17 protein-coding genes are annotated in these 16,622 nt (G+C 70.1%); 13 read left to right on the forward strand and 4 right to left on the reverse strand.

From position 1 onward, the window contains the following. Window positions 1–31 precede the first annotated feature (31 nt). A complete protein-coding gene (locus OGL92_RS15785; protein ID WP_263145164.1) occupies window positions 32–889 on the forward strand; it encodes a universal stress protein in 858 nt (285 codons plus the stop codon). A 36-nt stretch (window positions 890–925) separates the two neighbouring features. Here OGL92_RS15785 and OGL92_RS15790 read toward each other — a convergent pair whose 3' ends face one another. Then, window positions 926–1,681, reverse strand: coding sequence for a lysophospholipid acyltransferase family protein (locus OGL92_RS15790; protein WP_276584002.1), 756 nt, complete (start codon window positions 1,679–1,681; stop codon window positions 926–928). Window positions 1,682–1,683: 2 nt separating this feature from the next. Further along, entirely contained in the window at window positions 1,684–2,454 is a 771-nt protein-coding gene (gene olsB / locus OGL92_RS15795; RefSeq protein WP_263145167.1) for an L-ornithine N(alpha)-acyltransferase, read from the reverse strand. 146 nt (window positions 2,455–2,600) lie between these two features. Between olsB and OGL92_RS15800 the strand changes: the two genes are divergently transcribed. The 9 genes from OGL92_RS15800 to OGL92_RS15840 all read left to right on the forward strand — a co-directional run bounded on the left by OGL92_RS15800 (window position 2,601) and on the right by OGL92_RS15840 (window position 10,292). Next, window positions 2,601–3,485 carry an acyl-CoA dehydrogenase family protein gene (locus OGL92_RS15800; protein ID WP_263145169.1) on the forward strand — a complete coding sequence of 295 codons (885 nt, stop codon included), beginning with the start codon at window positions 2,601–2,603 and terminating at the stop codon, window positions 3,483–3,485. Between the two features lie 129 nt (window positions 3,486–3,614). Next, entirely contained in the window at window positions 3,615–4,400 is a 786-nt protein-coding gene (locus OGL92_RS15805; protein WP_263145173.1) for an MBL fold metallo-hydrolase, read from the forward strand. 204 nt (window positions 4,401–4,604) lie between these two features. Beyond that, window positions 4,605–5,720 (forward strand): serine hydrolase, encoded by a 1,116-nt coding sequence (locus OGL92_RS15810; protein ID WP_263145174.1) that lies wholly within the window; start codon window positions 4,605–4,607, stop codon window positions 5,718–5,720. Beyond that, window positions 5,717–6,058: an amidase gene (locus OGL92_RS15815; RefSeq protein WP_263145177.1), complete on the forward strand. Its 342-nt coding sequence runs from the start codon at window positions 5,717–5,719 to the stop codon at window positions 6,056–6,058. The genes OGL92_RS15810 and OGL92_RS15815 overlap by 4 nt, the downstream gene beginning before the upstream one ends. A gap of 74 nt (window positions 6,059–6,132) precedes the next feature. Further along, complete coding sequence (locus tag OGL92_RS15820) at window positions 6,133–6,711, forward strand: YceI family protein (RefSeq protein WP_263145179.1); 579 nt, start codon at window positions 6,133–6,135, stop codon at window positions 6,709–6,711. A 7-nt stretch (window positions 6,712–6,718) separates the two neighbouring features. Continuing rightward, window positions 6,719–7,873 carry a phosphatidylserine/phosphatidylglycerophosphate/cardiolipin synthase family protein gene (locus OGL92_RS15825; RefSeq protein ID WP_263145181.1) on the forward strand — a complete coding sequence of 385 codons (1,155 nt, stop codon included), beginning with the start codon at window positions 6,719–6,721 and terminating at the stop codon, window positions 7,871–7,873. Window positions 7,874–7,958: 85 nt separating this feature from the next. Beyond that, the gene (locus tag OGL92_RS15830) at window positions 7,959–8,543 is read left to right on the forward strand and encodes a DJ-1/PfpI family protein (RefSeq protein ID WP_263145268.1); all 585 of its coding nucleotides are present in this window, start codon (window positions 7,959–7,961) and stop codon (window positions 8,541–8,543) included. Between the two features lie 55 nt (window positions 8,544–8,598). Beyond that, window positions 8,599–8,904: a ribbon-helix-helix domain-containing protein gene (locus tag OGL92_RS15835; protein WP_263145184.1), complete on the forward strand. Its 306-nt coding sequence runs from the start codon at window positions 8,599–8,601 to the stop codon at window positions 8,902–8,904. 74 nt (window positions 8,905–8,978) lie between these two features. After that, window positions 8,979–10,292 carry an Nramp family divalent metal transporter gene (locus OGL92_RS15840; RefSeq protein ID WP_263145186.1) on the forward strand — a complete coding sequence of 438 codons (1,314 nt, stop codon included), beginning with the start codon at window positions 8,979–8,981 and terminating at the stop codon, window positions 10,290–10,292. 14 nt (window positions 10,293–10,306) lie between these two features. Here the strand turns inward: OGL92_RS15840 and OGL92_RS15845 are convergent, their stop codons facing one another. Next, window positions 10,307–10,981, reverse strand: a complete 675-nt coding sequence (locus OGL92_RS15845) for a GntR family transcriptional regulator (protein WP_263145189.1) — start codon at window positions 10,979–10,981, stop codon at window positions 10,307–10,309. A 171-nt stretch (window positions 10,982–11,152) separates the two neighbouring features. Between OGL92_RS15845 and OGL92_RS15850 the strand changes: the two genes are divergently transcribed. The 3 genes from OGL92_RS15850 (at window position 11,153) to OGL92_RS15860 (ending at window position 14,905) form a co-directional block, all read left to right on the forward strand. After that, window positions 11,153–12,589, forward strand: a complete 1,437-nt coding sequence (locus OGL92_RS15850; RefSeq protein WP_263145192.1) for an aldehyde dehydrogenase — start codon at window positions 11,153–11,155, stop codon at window positions 12,587–12,589. Window positions 12,590–12,668: 79 nt separating this feature from the next. After that, window positions 12,669–13,973 carry an MFS transporter gene (locus OGL92_RS15855; RefSeq protein ID WP_263145194.1) on the forward strand — a complete coding sequence of 435 codons (1,305 nt, stop codon included), beginning with the start codon at window positions 12,669–12,671 and terminating at the stop codon, window positions 13,971–13,973. Window positions 13,974–14,005: 32 nt separating this feature from the next. Beyond that, window positions 14,006–14,905 (forward strand): NAD(P)-dependent oxidoreductase, encoded by a 900-nt coding sequence (locus OGL92_RS15860; RefSeq protein WP_263145196.1) that lies wholly within the window; start codon window positions 14,006–14,008, stop codon window positions 14,903–14,905. A 58-nt stretch (window positions 14,906–14,963) separates the two neighbouring features. On the opposite strand, the gene OGL92_RS15865 is transcribed toward OGL92_RS15860, so the two are convergent. After that, entirely contained in the window at window positions 14,964–16,487 is a 1,524-nt protein-coding gene (locus OGL92_RS15865) for a fumarate hydratase (RefSeq protein WP_263145199.1), read from the reverse strand. Window positions 16,488–16,622 lie beyond the last annotated feature (135 nt).

The following is a 16,622-nucleotide window of genomic DNA, read 5'->3' on the forward strand; positions in this document are numbered from 1 at the left end:
ATGCCGGTTTTTTCATGCGGAGGAGCCGCCGATGAACAGTCTGCTGGTCGCCACCGACCTGTCCGCGCGCTCGGAGCACGCCATCCTGCGTGCGGTACGCCTGGTACGCGACTTCGGCTGCGACTGGACGTTGCTGCACGTGGTGGACGAAGACTATCCGGAGAGCGTGCTGGAGCATCAGGTGGCGCAGATCACCGAACTGCTGCTGGCGCGGGTCGACCGCCTCGAAACCTTGTGCGGCCGCCGTCCGCGGGTGCTGGTATGCGCCGGCGACGCCGAGCGCTGCATCGGCGAGATGAGCCTGGAGCTGGGCGTCGACCTGGTGCTGCTCGGCCGCCATCGGCCCAGCGCCGCCCGCGAGGCGTTCGTCGGCACCACCGGCGAACGGGTGCTGCGCCGCGCGCGCCTGCCGGTGCTGCGGGTGAGCGGGCCGGCCGAGGAGGACTACCGCGGCCTGCTGCTGGCCCTCGACCTGTCGCCGACCTCGGCCGCCGCGCTGCGTCGCAGCCGCGACCTGGGATTGCTGGAACGCTACCGGAGCTGGGTGCTGTATGCCTTCGAGCCCTTCGCCAAGGGCTTCATGCTCTACGCCGGGATCGATCAGGCGCAGATGCGCGAACACGTCGCCGAGACCGAGCGGCGCGCCGCGCGGGCGCTGCGGACCTTCCTCGCCGAGCAAGAGGCGAACTTCCCCGAAGAGCGCCTGCGGGTGAGCGAAGGCGCCCCGCTGGAGGTGGTGCGGCGCACCCAGGCGGAGTTGCGCCCGCAGTTGCTGGTGATCGGCACCCACGGCCAGTTGAGCCTGAAGAAAGCCATGCTCGGCGGCCTGGCCACGGCGCTGCTCAAGGAAGGCGCCGGCGACATCCTCTGCGTGCCGCCGCAGGCCTGAGGCGGCGGCTTTTCCGCCGGGTGTCGGCCCTGGCCGTCAGGCCGCTTTGCGCAGGGCGGGCGCGCTGAGGCCGAGGGCCTCGGCGATGGCCGCCTGGGCGCGCGCCGCCAGTTCGTTGCGCGACAGGCCCTGGCTGGGAATCGGCGCCAGCAGGTGGATGTCTACCTCGCCGACGTCCGCTTCGAACAGGCGCAGCAAATGGCTGACCAGGTCGTCGTCGCCGACGAAGGGCGCGAGGGGGTCCGCTCCGTCCCCGCGGCGGTAGCGGATCGCCACCGGTTGCAGCGCTCGTTGCGCCTCGAGAGCGCAGGCCAGCAAGCGTCCGTGGAAGGTGCGCAGGCCGTTGCCGTCGGTGGTGGTGCCTTCCGGGAAGATCAGCAGCGCGCGGTCCTGGCGCAGGTGCTGGGCCAGGCGCGGGCCGAGCAGGGCGCCTTCGCCCGCGCCGCGGCGGATGAACAGGGTGCCGGCCTGTTGCGCCAGCCAGCCGGCCAGCGGCCAGGCGCGCACCTCGGCCTTGGACAGGAAGGCCAGCGGCGCCAGGGCGCCGAGCAGCGGGATGTCGGTCCAGGACACGTGGTTGGCGACCCACAGCATCGGCTCCCGGGGCACCTGCCCGTGGACCCGCACCCGCATGGGCAGGGCGCGCGCGAGGCGGGCGAGGAACCAGCGGGTCAGGCGCGGGCGCAGCCGCGGGTCGCGGGTAAGGCGCTCCAGGAGACCGGCCACTGCGGCCAGGCCGATGCCCAGCAGCAGCACGGCGCACAGCCGGGCGAGGCGTGCCGGGCGGCGCAGCTTCACACGGCGGCCTTGAAGTGGCGGGCATAGCGCGGGCACAGCTCGTCGCGCTTGAGCAGGATGAACACGTCGGCGACCTGGAAGTCCGGGTCCCAGCAGGGTTCGCCGCAGACCTTCGCGCCCAGGCGCATGTAGGCCTTGAGCAACGGCGGCAGCTCGGCGCTGAGGTTGTCCGGCAGGTTCAATGCCGGCAGCGGGTTCTTCGGCTCGGCGCGCAGGTGCTCGGTGCACAGGTAGCCGTCGCGCAGGCGTTGCATCACTGCCCGCGCCTGGATGCCGCCGTCCTGCATGGGGATGCTCGCGCAGCCCATCAGGTAGCGGTAGCCGCCCTGGTTGAGCACCTCCGCCAGTTCGCCCCAGAGCACCGCGATGGTGGCGCCGTTGCGGTAGTCGAGGTCGACGCAGGTGCGGCCGATCTCCAGCACCGGGCCTTGCAGGCCGGCGAGGCCGTGCAGGCTGAATTCTTCCTCGCTGTAGAAGCGCCCGAGGTCGGCGGCGGCGCGGTGGTCGAGCAGGCGCGTGGTGGCCACCAGTTGCCCGCTGCCCAGGTCGCGCACGCCGATGTGTTCGCAATGGGGGTCGTAGTCATCCATGTCGAGGCCGAACTCGGCGCCCTTGAGGGTGGCGGCGAACTCCCGGCTAAACACCCGGAAGCGCAGGGCCTGGGCCTCGCGCAGGGCGGCGACGCCCTCCAGGCGTTCGGCGCGCAGGCGGCGCGGGCGTTTTTCCAGGCGGACGACGGCGTCGTGAGTGAGGGCGATCTGGGTCATGGAGGGCCTCCGTTGGCCGGCGCGTTCCCGGTTGCAGTCAGTCGTGCTCGTTGTGCAAGCTCAGCCTAGGCCGCGCCGGTGTCAGCCCGGTGACGCGGCGGTGATGCTTGTGTGACAGTGACCGCCCCTTGAGGAGGAACCCCACCATGCCCTGGCAGGCTTCGCTCGGCCCGCTCCAACGCCTCGCCCCCGTCCGCCTGGACGACTGGTACGCGGCCCTGCGCGCGCGGGCCGGCGACGCCACGCCGCTGCGCCTGGCGCTGCTCGGCGGACGCCTGGCGGCGACCCCGGGGCTGGCCTTCCTCGCCGGCTACCAGGCCGCGTTGCGCGCCCTGTGGCCTTCGGCCCCGGCGAGCCTGGGCGCCTTCTGCGTGACCGAGCGGCGCAGCCTGCGCCCGGCGGACCTGGAGACCCGCCTGGAGGGCTTGAGCCTGAACGGCCGCAAGGATTTCGTCAGCGCCGCCGACGCCGCCGACTGGCTGCTGGTGGCGGCGCGGGAGGACGCTCCCGGCGAGGCGCCGCGGCTGGCGCTCTGCGTGGTGCGCAACGGCTCCCCCGGGGTGCGCCTCGAAGCCCTGCCGGCGCTGCCGCTGATGCCGGACATCGGCCACGCCCGGCTGTATCTGGAGGGGGCTCATTGCGAACGCCTGGCGGGCGATGGCTGGAGCGACTACGCCAAGCCGTTCCGCACCCTGGAGGACCTCTACGTGCTCGCCGCCCTGGTCGCCTGGCTCTACGGCGTCGGCCTCGACGCCGGCTGGCCGGAACCCTTGCGCCTGCGCCTGATCGCGCTGCTCGGCGGCTGCGCGGAAGGGGCGCGGCAGTGCCCGTCGGCGGCGGGCGGCCACATGCTGCTGGCCGGTCTGTTCGCGCAGTTCCAGGCGCTGCACGCCGACCTGGACGCCGCCTTCGCCGCCACGCCGGCGCCCTGGCCGGCGCTGTGGCAGCGCGACCGCGGCCTGCTCGGGATCGCCGCCACCGCCCGCGAGCGGCGCCTGGAAAAGGCCCGCGAGGCGCTGGGCCTGGGCTGAGCCGCCGGTCTCGCGACGTCGCGACGGGCGCGGCGGCCGGGCGGCGCGGGAGGTCCGCGGCTTGATCCAGGTCAGTGCGGCATAGCGCCACGCCCGGTATGGTCCTCGCGCATTTCCGGAGAGAAATCCATGCGACGCGAGCCCATCGTGCTGTTCGACAACGGCGCCCATCAATGCCTGATGTTCGACGACCTTGTCAGTGGCGACGGGGTGCAGTCCAACCAGTTCCTGATCATCGACCACGACGAGCAACTGCTGCTCGACCCGGGTGGCGACCTCACCTACACCCCGCTGTCGCTGGAGCTGTCCAAGTTCATCAGCGTGCAGGACCTGACCTACATCTTCGCCTCGCACCAGGACCCGGACATCATCGCCTCCCTGGACAAATGGCTGCTGCACACCCGCGCCAAGGTGATCTGCTCCAAGCTGTGGGCGCGCTTCCTGCCGCACCTCACGGCCAACTACCTGGCGATCAGCCACGGTATCTCCACCTATGACCGGATCATCGCGTTGCCCGACCGTGGCCAGTCGATTCCCCTCGGGAAGTGCCAGCTCAAGGCGGTGCCGGCGCACTTCCTGCACTCGGTGGGCAATTTCCAGATCTACGATCCGCTGAGCAAGATCCTGTTCTCCGGCGACATGGGCGCCTCCCTGGTGGAAGACGCCACGCCGGTGGCGGATTTCGCCGCCCACCTGCCGCACATGGAGGGCTTCCACAAGCGCTACATGGCGAGCAACAAGATCTGCCGGCTGTGGGCGGCGATGGTGCGCCAGATGGACGTGGAGATGATCGTGCCGCAGCACGGGCGGCCCTTCGTCGGCCAGGAAATGATCAGCGCCTTCCTCTACTGGATCGAAAACCTCGAGTGCGGCCTCGACCTGATGGGCCCGCAGGACTACCAGTTGCCGCGCTGAGGCCCGCGGCGACCGAGCGTTTGCCTGTCGCCTGCCGCGTGTTAGGTTCTCTGCGAAAAACGTCGGCGCGCGATGCCCGGGCGGGGTCCTCCCGGAGCGGCGATTCGTCCCGGGGGCGAACGCGCGGCCCGCAGCGGTTTCGCCCTGGCATCGCCGCGCGCCGACAGGTTTCGTTGCGCCCACACGACAAGCAGAGGCCGTTCGATGCCCGTTTCCTTCCTGCGCCAGTGCTGCCGGCTCGCCGGTTTCTGCCTGGGCGTTTCCTTCCTTCCGGCCCAGGCGGAAACCTGGCCCGGCGTCGACTGGAGCCGCGCGGCCGAGCCGCCCGGCGCCGCGCTCGAAGCCTTCGAGGCCTATGCCTTTCCCGCCCGCGACGACCTTTCCCGCCGCGGCGTGCGCACCGACGCGTTGCTGGTGGTGCGCGATGGCGTGCTGGTCTACGAGCGTTACGCGGCGCCGACCACGGCGAGCACGCCGCACCTCACCTGGTCGATCAGCAAGAGCCTGCTCGCCACCCTGCTCGGGGTGGCCTACGGGGAAAAGCGCTTCAAGCTGGACGATCCCGTCGCCCGCTACTATCCGGCCTTCGCCAAGCGTCCCAACGTGCGCCTGGAAGACCTGCTGCACTGGGCCTCCGGCATGGCCTGGTCCGAGGACTACGAGTACGCGCCGCTGAAATCCTCGGTGGTGGCGATGCTCTATACCCGCGGCCGGGCGGACATGGCCGGGTTCGCCGCGGCGCGGCCGCTGGACGCGGTGCCGGGCAAGCGCTTCCGCTATTCCAGCGGCGACAGCGCCGTGCTGGCCGCCGCGCTGAAGGGCATGGTTGGCGCCAAGGCCTACCCGGACTACCCCTGGACCGCGCTGTTCGACCCCCTCGGCATCACGTCGGCGGTCTGGGAGACCGATGCCGCCGGCACCCTGGTCGGTTCCTCCTACGCCTACCTGAGCGCCCGCGACCTGGCGCGGGTCGGCCTGCTGATGCAGCGCGACGGCCGCTGGGGCGAGCGCCGGTTGCTGCCGAAGGACTGGCTGGCGTTCAACCGCAAGCCTTTCGCCGGCTACCGCGGGCGGCCGGGCGAGGCGGTGCCGGGCGGGCACTGGTGGCTCAACGCGGTGCTGAAAGGGGCGGCCAAGCCCTGGCCGGACGCGCCGGAGGACACCTTCGCCGCCCTCGGCCACTGGGGCCAGGCGCTGTACGTCATGCCAAGCGCCGGGCTGGTGATCGTGCGTTATGCCGACGACCGCGACGACGCCTATCGCCACGACGAACTGCTCAAGCGCGCCCTGGCCGCCTTCGCCCCGCAGGTGCGCCCATGAGCCGCCGCCTGCTGCGCATCCTCGGGGTCCTGGTGCTGCTCGGCCTGGTGCTGCTGTCCGGGCTGGCCTGGCGCAACCGCGTGGACCTGGCGGCTTTCCCCGCCATCGTCGGCGCCTACAGCGCCAAGGAGTACTGCTCCTGTCGCTACGTGATGGACAACCCGGCCGATTACTGCGCCGCCTACGTCAGGCAGTACGTGCCCCTCAGCGGCTTCCACGACGATCCCGCGCGCAAGCGGGTGACCGCGCGCGGCCTGGGCAGCACCCAGAGCGCCGCCTGGGTGAGCCCGCGCCAGGGCTGCCGGCTGCTGCCGGAGGCGGACGCCTTGCCGGAGTGACGGCCGGGAAGGGTGGGCAAGGGCGGTCCGGACGGTTATCGTTCCGCCCTGTTCGACTGTCCGAAGGCTTCCCGATGTTCCGCCCCTATGCTGTGTTCCTCCTGCTTCTCGGCGCCGCCTGGCAAGCCCAGGCGGGCTGGTACCTGGACAACGAGTCCTCGCGCATTTCCTTCATTTCCAGCAAGCAGGGCACGCTGTCCGAAGTCCACCGCTTCCTCACCCTGCACGGCACCATCGACGACGCCGGGCAGGCGCTCCTGCGCATCGAGCTGGATTCGGTGAGCACCGGGGTGCCGCTGCGCGACCAGCGCCTGCGCCAGTGGCTGTTCGAGGTGGCGCATTTCCCCGAGGCGCGGGTCGCCGCGCGGCTGGATCTCGGCCCGATCACCAACCTGGCGCCCGGCGCGCAACTCGAATTGCGCCTGCCGCTGAGCCTGACCCTGCACGGCAAGACCCGGCACTACCAGGCCGACCTGCTGGCCACCCGCCTGGATGACCATCGCTTCCAAGTGGTGACCCTGGCGCCGCTGGTGCTGCAGGCACCGGATTTCGGCCTGGCGGCGGGGTTGGAGCGGCTGCGCGCCGGCGCCGGCCTCGACCTGCTCAGCCCCTCGGTGCCGGTCGGCGCCGTGCTGATCTTCGGCGAGCGCTGAGCGGTCCGTGGGCACCATCTTCCCGTGGAGGGACGGCAACCGCTTCAGCCTGCTGGTGGACGGCCCGCGCTTTTTCCCGGCGATGCTCGCGGCGATCGACCGCGCGCAGCGGCAGATCGCCCTGGAGCTCTACCTGGTGGAGGCCGGGCAATGCGGCGAGCGGCTGGTCGAGGCGCTGTGCGCCGCCGCCGAGCGCGGGGTCAAGGTGCGCTGCCTGTTCGACGGCTTCGGCAGCCTGCGCCTGGGCATGACCCTGCGCGCGCGCCTGGCCGCCGCCGGCGTGCAGTTGCAGGCCTACAACCCGCTGCGCTGGCGGCGCGGCCTGAACAACCTGTACCGCGATCACCGCAAGTTGCTGGTGGTGGACGAAACGGTGGCCTTCGTCGGCGGCGCCGGCGCCACCGACGAGTTCTGGCTGCCCGGCGCCGATGCCAGCCCCTGGCACGAGGTCATGGTGGAGATCCGCGGGCCGCTGGTCGGGCACTGGCAGGTGCTGTTCAACGTGCAATGGCTGGCCAGCCTCGGCCGGCACCCGTGGAAACCCGGGGAGGCGCCGGGGCTCGAACACCTGCCGCCCTGTCCGCCGGCGGGGCAAGGGCTTGGGCGGGTGGCCTACGCGGATGCCCGGCAGCACCGCGACATCGTTCAGTCGCTGATGCGCAGCCTGCATCGCGCGCGCCAGCGGGTCTGGCTGGCGACGCCCTATTTCCTGCCCAGCTGGAAGGTCCGCCGGGCGTTGATCAAGGCCGCGCGACGCGGCGTCGACGTGCGCCTGCTGCTGACCGGCCGGCGCACCGACCATCCGCCGGTGCGCTTCGCCGGCCAGCGCTATTACCCGCGGCTGCTGAAGGCCGGCGTGCGAATCTTCGAATACCAGCCGCGATTCCTGCATTTGAAGATGGTGCTGGCGGACGACTGGGTGAGCCTCGGCTCGTGCAATTTCGATCACTGGAACCTGCGCTTCAACCTGGAGGCCAACCTGGAGGCGGTGGACCCCGCGCTGACCGCGGAGGTGGCCGCCAGCCTGGCCGGGGATTTCGCCCTGAGCCGGGAGATTTCCCTCGACGACTGGCGCGCGCGGCCGCTGCTCAAGCGCTTCTACCAGCGCCTGTGGGGCTGGCTGGACCGCATGGCGGTCAACCTGCTGGACCGCCGTCGCTGACCGCCGCCGGCGCTGTAGTAGCAGGCTGTTACCCGCGCCGGCGTCCGCGGGTGGATACTCCGCGAGTGACTTTCCCAGGAGAACCCTGATGGCTGCGAAAAACATCCTCATGCTCGTCGGCGATTACGTCGAGGATTACGAAACCATGGTGCCGTTCCAGGCGCTGACCATGGTCGGGCATACCGTCCATGCCGTCTGCCCGGACAAGGGCGCCGGTGACAAGGTGCGCACCGCGATCCATGACTTCGAGGGCGACCAGACCTACAGCGAGAAGCCAGGGCACCTGTTCGCCCTGAACTTCGCGTTCGCCGACGTGCGCGCCGACGCCTACGACGCCCTGGTGATCCCCGGTGGGCGGGCGCCCGAGTACCTGCGCCTGGATGCACGGGTGCTGGCGCTGGTGCGAGCCTTCGACGCCGCCGGCAAGCCCATCGCCGCGGTCTGCCACGGTGCGCAACTGCTGGCCGCCGCCGGGGTGCTCGGCGGACGCGCCTGCAGCGCCTATCCGGCCTGCGCGCCGGAGGTCCGCCTGGCCGGCGGCGAATACGTGGAAATCCCGGTGGACCAGGCCCACGTCCAGGGCAACCTGGTCAGCGCCCCGGCCTGGCCGGCGCACCCCGCCTGGCTGGCGGCCTTCCTCGGCCTGCTGGGCACCCGCATCGAACCCTGATGCACCCCGTGGCGCCCTGCGGGGCGCCGTCTCCCGCCACGCCGGAGCCGCTGCCATGTGCGAGTTGTACGTCAAGGCCGACCCGATCCTCTACGAGTCCCGCTCGCGCTCCCTGCGGATTCGCGGGGAGGTTACCACCCTGCGCCTGGAGAACCAGTTCTGGGACATCCTCGCGGAAATCGCCGAGGTGGACGGCATGAGCACCAACCAGTTGATCGCCAAGCTGTACGACGAGGTGATGGACTACCGCGGCGAGGTGGTGAATTTCGCCTCCTTCCTGCGGGTGAGCTGCACCCGCTACCTGGCCCAGCGCCGTGGCGGTGTGGCGGAACTGAGCCTGGTGGGCCGCGCCCGGGGCTGAGCGACGCCCGGCGCGAGACTTTCCCGTCGCGCGGCGTTTAAGCTGGCCGTCCCGCCGCCCGCCAAGCGATCACGATGTACAAGCTGCCGACCACCGCCACCGCCCCCTTCTGCCCCTCGGCCGTCAGCGACAGCGTCGCGATCCCGCCGAATGCCTCCCTGGGGCGCAAGCTGCTGCTGTACATGGGCCCGGGGCTGCTGGTGTCCGTGGGCTACATGGATCCGGGCAACTGGGCCACCGCCATCGAGGCCGGCTCGCGCTTCGGCTACGCGCTGCTGTTCATGGTGGTGCTCGCCAGCCTCAGCGGCATGCTGTTGCAGAACCTCTGTTCGCGCCTGGGCATCGCCAGCGGGCGCGACCTGGCGCAACTGTCCCGGGAGCGCTATCGGCCGGGCGTGGCCCGCGCGCAATGGCTGCTGGCGGAACTGTCGATCCTCGCCACCGACCTTGCCGAAGTGCTCGGCGCGGCGCTGGCCTTCCACCTGCTGCTGGGCGTCTCGATCACCGTCGGGGTGGTGCTCACCGCCTTCGACACGCTGATCGTGCTGGCCTTGCAGGGCGCCAATTTCCGACGCCTGGAAGCCATCGTGCTGGGGTTGATCGCCACCATCGGCGGGTGTTTCTTCGTCGAGCTGGTGCTGGTCAAGCCCCATTGGCCGGAGGTCGCCGCCGGCCTCTGGCCGTCGTGGAGCGTCCTCGGCGGCCAGGAGCCGCTGTACCTGGCGATCGGCATCCTCGGCGCCACGGTGATGCCGCACAACCTCTACCTGCATTCCTCGGTGGTGCAGACGCGGCTCACCGGCAGCGACCTGGCCAGCAAGCGCAGCGCGGTGCGTTTCTCGCGGGTCGATACCCTGGCATCGCTGTCCCTGGCGCTGCTGATCAACGCGGCGATCATGATCCTGGCGGCCGCCGCCTTCCACGGCAAAGGCGACGGCGCGGTGGAAATCCAGGACGCCTACCACCTGCTCGATCCGCTGGTGGGCGGCACCCTGGCCAGCCTGTTGTTCGGCATCGCGCTGCTGGCCGCCGGGCAGAGCTCGACCTTCACCGGCACCCTCGCCGGGCAGGTGGTGATGGAGGGCTTCCTCCAGGCGAAGATCCCCTGCTGGCAGCGCCGCCTGATCACCCGTGGCCTGGCGTTGGTCCCGGCGCTGGCCGGGGTGATCTGGCTCGGCGACGGCGCCGTGGGCAGCCTGCTGGTGCTCAGCCAGGTGGTGCTCAGCCTGCAACTGCCGTTCGCCCTCTGGCCGCTGATCCGCTTCAGCAGCGACCGCCGGCTCATGGGCGCCTTCGTCAACGGCCCGCTGGTGCGCGGGCTGGCCTGGTTCCTGTTCGGCCTGATCTCCCTGGCCAACCTCGGCCTGCTGTATTTCTGGATGACCTGAGCGCCGGCCCGGCCTCAGTGGCTGAGGAACTTGTCGAGGTAGATCCGCCGGGCGCGGTCCATGTGCGCTTCGGACAACCGCTCCAGTAGCGCGCGCTCGCCGCGGCGCAGCGCTTCCACCATCTCGGCGTGCTCCCGGCAGGCCTGCTCCAGCGCGCCCGCGTCGGCGGCGCCATAGGCGCGCACGGGGAAGCTGAGCCAGTCGTGCAGGCGGATCGATTCCGCCAGGTAGGGGTTGTCGCACAAACCGTAGAAGGCGCGGTGAAAGGCCATGTTGGTGCGGTGGATGGCGATCAGTTCCCCGGACGCCGCGGCTTCGGCATGCGCGCGCATGGCCGCCGCCACCTCGTCCAGGCGCGCCGCGGGCACCGGCAGCGGCATCATCGCCACGGCGGCGCGGTGCAGCACGCTGCGCATCCGGTAGAGGTCTTCGACGCCCTGGGCGTCGAACCGGCGGATCTGCGCCCCGAGGTGCGGCGGCTTCACCACCACGCCCAGGCGCTGCAACTCGGTCAGGGCGGCGCGGACCACGTGGCGCTTGGCGGCGTAGTCCTCCATCAGATGGTCCTCGATCAGCCGGGTCCGCGGCAGGATGCGGCTGCGGATGATGTCCGTCTCGATGGCCTCGATCACCGCGACCACCTGTTCCGGCAGGACGACTTCGCTCGCGTCAGAACGGTTCTTGCTCACCTGGGCCCTCGCTCCACCGTCGCCGCCGGACCCTTCGACGGTTCGTCGTCGAGGGCCGCAATTGGCGGATTATCAATAGTTTTATCGCCAATCTTGGCGACAACGTGCTGGTTGTTACAGGGAAAAAGCCCGTCCAGACTGCGGCCAATCAGAACAAAAAGGAGGCCGCCGATGGCTACCGGCATGCAGCAAGAAGAACTCATCAGCATCGATCCGGCAAATGGCAGCGAAGTGGGCCGTGTGCGGGTGACGGCGGTCGAGGAACTGGACGCGATTGTCGCGCGTGGCTGGCAGGCGTTCCACCGTTCGGGCTGGAAGGCGCTGTTGCCGCACAAGCGCGCCGCGGTCCTGCGCGCCATCGCCGACGGGCTGGCGGCGGAAAAGGAGTTCCTCGCACGCTTGCAGATGCGCGACAACGGCAAGCCCCTCGGCGAATGCCGCGGCATGGTCGATTCGGCGGTGGGCACCTTCCTCTACTACGCCTCGGTGTGCGAGACCCTGGAAACCGATGTGACGCCGGCGCGCGGCGATTACCTGTCGTTCACCGTGCTCGAACCCTTCGGCGTGGTGGCGGCGATCACCCCCTGGAACTCGCCGGTGATGAACGATGCCACCAAGGTCGCGCCGGCCCTGGCCGCGGGCAACGCGGTGATCCTCAAGCCGTCCGAGGACGCCCCGCTGCTGGCCCCGGAGCTGCTGCGCATCGCCCGCGCCGCCGGCCTGCCGGAGGACTTGCTGCAGGTGGTCCAGGGCCGTGGCGCGCAGGTCGGCGCCGCGTTGGTGGCGCATCCGGGGGTGCGGATGATCTCGTTCACCGGCGGCACCCAGTCCGGCCGCTCGATCGGCCGGGTGGCCGGCGAGCGCCTGGTGCCGGTGGCCCTGGAGCTGGGCGGTAAATCGCCCCACGTGGTGTTCGCCGACGCCGACCGCGAGCATGCGGTGGCCGCCGTGGTGGCCGGCATTTTCGGTTCCGCCGGGCAATCCTGCGTGGCCGGGTCGCGGCTGTTCATCGAGCAGAGCGTGTACGACGAAGTGCTCGACCAGGTGCTGGCGCGGGCGCGCACGCTGCGGGTCGCGGCGCCGGACGCCAGCGGCGTGGAGATGGGCCCGCTGGCCTCCTTCCACCACCGCGAGCGGGTGGCGGCCTTCGTCGAGCGCGCCCGTGCCGAGGGCGGTCGCGTGCGCTGCGGCGGCCAGGCACCGGAGGGCGCCGAATACGCCTCGGGCGCCTACTACCTGCCGACGGTGATCGACGGCCTCGGCCCGCAGGCGCTGTCCTGCCAGGAAGAGGCCTTCGGCCCGGTGCTGGTCGCGTTGCCGTTCCGCGACGAGGCGGACCTCATCGAGCAGGCGAACGGCACGGTGTTCGGCCTGGCCTGCGGTATCTGGACGGAAAACTTCAAGCGCGCCTGGCGCATCGGTCGTGCCCTGGAGGCGGGCTCGGTGTGGATCAACACCTACAAGCAATCGGTCACCAGCACGCCGTTCGGCGGCTTCAAGAGCAGCGGCATCGGCCGCGAGAAGGGCATCGACGGCCTGCGTCTCTATGCCCAGGTCAAGAGCCTGTACGTCGGGCTGCACGCCCAGCCCCTGTCGGTCGCGAAGTAGAGGACCCCACCCGCGCCTGCCAGCGCCAGCGTTCCGATGAGCGCGGTTCCACATCCAATAACAAGAAGAGGATCGACCCATGACAGCGCTTTCCATCCCCGCGACCGCCGAAGAGGATTCGGTGGTCAAGTCCGCGGTACGCAAGTTCTACCGGCGCATGGTGCCGCTGACCGTGCTGATGCTGCTGATCAACCAGATCGACCGCACCAACCTGGGCTTCGTCCAGGACGCCCTGAAGGCCGACCTGGGCATCGGCGCGGCGGCATTCGGCCTCGGCGCCGGGCTGTTCTTCGTCGGCTACGCGCTGTTCGAGGTGCCCAGCAACCTCTACCTCAAGCGCCTCGGCGCGCGAATCTGGCTGACCCGCATCATGATCACCTGGGGCGCGGTGACCCTGGCCATGGCGTTCACCGGCGGGGAAACCAGTTTCTATGTCCTGCGCTTTCTCCTCGGTGCCATGGAGGCCGGGTTCTTTCCCGGGGTGATCTTCTACTACAGCGTGTGGCTGCCGGACGCCCACCGCGGCCGCGCGGTGGCGATCTTCCTCAGCGCCTCGGCGCTGGCCTACATCGTCACCGGACCGATCAGCGGCGCCCTGCTGGAAATGCACGGCTGGCTGGGCATCGCCGGCTGGCGCTGGATGTTCCTGATCGAGGGCGGCGTCTCCATGCTGGTGGGCCTGCTGAGCATCATCTGGCTGGTGTCGAGAATCGACGACGCGCGCTGGCTCAGCCTGGAGGAGAAGCGCGCGCTGGGGGACGCCGTGGCGCGCGACGAGGCCGTCCGCCAGACCGAGGCGCGGCACCTGACGCAACTGCAACTGCTGCTGCAACCCACGGTGATCAAGCTCTGCGCGATCTACTTCATCTCGGTGATGACCGGCTACACCGTGACGTTCTGGCTGCCGGGCATCCTTCGGCAGATCGACGGCATCGACAATTTCCAGGTCGGCCTGCTGTCGGCGGTGCCCTGGCTGTTCGCGGTGGCCGCCATGTACGTCCTGGCCAAGCTGACGGATGACAAGGGCCATCGCAGGGCGTTGGTCGCCGGCTCCATGGCGCTGATGGCGGCGGGCATGGCCCTGGCCACCCTCGGCAGTCCCTGGTTCGCGCTGTTCGCCCTCACCCTGGCGGCGGTGGGCTACAAGTCCTGCAACTCGGTGTTCTGGTCGATGACCGCGGTATCCCTGGAGCCGAAGGTGCTGGCGGCCGGCATCGCCCTGATCAACTCCCTCGGCAACCTCGGCGGTTTCGCCGCGCCGGCGGCCTTCGGCGTCATCAAGGAGCAGACCGGCTCGATCCAGGGCGGTCTGCTGGGCCTGACCGCGTGCTCGCTGATCGGGCTGGTCCTGGTGCTGTCGCTGAAGGTGCGCAAGGGCGTGTGACCCGGATATTTTCACTTGCAATGGAGAACGACATGAGCGGTCAACGAACCGTGGCCGTCTATGGCCTGGGCAACATGGGGTACCTGATCGCCGAGCGCATCGCCCGGCATTTCCCGGTGAAGGTTTCCGACCTCGACCGCCAGGCGCTGGCGCGGGCCCGCGAGCACTTCGACGCGGTCGCCATCGAGGCGCCGGACGACCTGGCGGGCGTGGACGTCGTGGTGCTTTCGCTGCCGAGCCCGGCGATTTCCCGCGCGGTGGTGCAGCGGATCGTCCCGCACCTGGCGAGGGGCGCGGTGCTGGTGGAAACCAGCACGGTCAACCCCTCGGACATCCAGGCGCTGGAGGCCCTCCTCGCCCCTCAGGGCGTCGAGCTGGTGGACGCGTCGGTGCTGGCGGGCGTCGGGCAGATGGCGGCGGGCACCGCCGCGCTGGCCGTCGGCGGTTCGCCGCGGGCGCTGGACGCGGCCCAGGCGGTGCTGGATGCGATCGCACCGAGGCAGATCCGGTTCGGCGAGCTGGGGGCGGGTGCGGCGGCCAAGGTGATCAACAACGCCGTGGCCCACGCGGTGATGGTGGTGGTAGCGGAGGCGGGCGCCATGGCCACCGCCGCCGGGGTCGCCTGCGACCAACTGATCGCCATGCTCTGCGACGCGCAGATGGGCATCCAGCGGCCCCTGACCCATCGCTACGCGGAGCGCATCCTCGAGGGCAACTATGCCGGCGGCATGCCGTTGGACGCGGCGCGCAAGGATTCGGTGCTGGCGCTGGAACTGGCGCAGTCCCTCGGGGTGCCGCTGTTCGCCATCCAGGGCTCCCACAGCGTGTACGAGATGGCCGCCCGCGCCGGTTACGGGCGCGACGACTACGCCGCCGTCGCCAAGCTGTGGGCGGACTGGGGCAAGCCGACGGTGCCGCAGGCCGCCGGCTGAACGCCCCCTGAAATGAAAAAGCCCGGCATGGCCGGGCTTTTCCTTGAGCGCGAAAGGCTTACTGCACTTCCACCGCCAGGCTTTCGGCGATCTTGCGGTTCCAGATCGCCGGGCCGGTGATGTGCACCGACTCGCCCTGGGCATCCACCGCCACCGTCACCGGCATGTCCTTCACGTCGAACTCGTAGATGGCCTCCATGCCCAGTTCCGGGAAGGCCAGCACCTTGGAACCCTTGATCGCCTGGGCCACCAGGTAGGCGGCGCCGCCGACGGCCATCAGGTACACGGCCTTGTTGTCCTTGATCGCTTCGATGGCGACGGGGCCGCGCTCGGACTTGCCGATCATGCCCAGCAGGCCGGTCTGCTCGAGGATCTGCCGGGTGAACTTGTCCATCCGCGTCGCCGTGGTCGGGCCGGCCGGGCCGACCACCTCGTCGCCCACCGGGTCGACCGGGCCGACGTAATAGATGAAGCGGCCCTTGAGATCCACCGGCAGGGTCTCGCCTTTGTTCAGCATGTCCACCATGCGCTTGTGCGCGGCGTCGCGGCCGGTGAGCATCTTGCCGTTGAGCAGCAGGGTCTCGCCCGGCTTCCAGCTCAGCACGTCTTCCGGGGTCACGCTGTTCAGGTCGACGCGGCGGGCCGACGGACCGGCCTCCCAGACGATTTCCGGGTAGGCGTCCAGCGGCGGCGCCTCCAGGCTGGCCGGGCCGCTGCCGTCGAGCACGAAGTGGGCGTGGCGGGTGGCGGCGCAGTTGGGGATCATGCACACCGGCAGCGAGGCGGCGTGGGTCGGGTAGTCCATGATCTTCACGTCGAGCACGGTGGTCAGGCCGCCCAGGCCCTGGGCGCCGATGCCCAACCGGTTGACCTTGTCGAACAGCTCCAGGCGCATTTCCTCGATACGGTTCGAGGGGCCGCGGGCCTTGAGCTCGTGGATGTCGATGGGGTCCATCAGGACTTCCTTGGCCATCACCGCGGCCTTCTCGGCGGTGCCACCGATGCCGATCCCGAGCATGCCCGGCGGGCACCAGCCGGCGCCCATGGTCGGCACGGTCTTCAGCACCCAGTCGACGATCGAGTCGGACGGGTTGAGCATGGCCATCTTCGATTTGTTCTCGGAGCCGCCACCCTTGGCCGCCACGTCCACTTCCACGGTGTTGCCGGGAACGATGGAGTAGTGGATCACCGCCGGGGTGTTGTCCTTGGTGTTCTTGCGGGCGCCGGCGGGGTCGGCCAGGATCGAGGCGCGCAGCACGTTCTCCGGCAGGTTGTAGGCGCGACGCACGCCTTCGTTGATCATGTCGTCGAGGCTCAGGGTGGCGCCGTCCCAGCGCACGTCCATGCCGACGCGGACGAACACGGTGACGATACCGGTGTCCTGGCAGATCGGCCGGTGGCCGGTGGCGCACATGCGCGAGTTGATCAGGATCTGCGCCATGGCGTCGCGCGCGGCGGGCGATTCTTCGCGCAGGTAGGCCGCGTGCATCGCCTGGATGAAATCGACGGGATGGTAGTAGGAGATGAACTGCAGGGCGTCGGCGACGCTCTGGATCAGGTCATCTTGCTTGATCACGGTCATGGGGCGCGCTCCTCTTCGAACGGGAACCTCTGGAAAACGCCGGATCACGAACCGGCGCGCTTTCGATGAAAAAAAAGCGGGGCAGTATAGCGCGCCGGGCTGTCGCGACGCACTCGCGCCGGCATGGGCGATGGC

Source organism: Pseudomonas sp. RIT-PI-AD, assembly GCF_025642785.1.
Lineage (GTDB): Bacteria > Pseudomonadota > Gammaproteobacteria > Pseudomonadales > Pseudomonadaceae > Pseudomonas_T.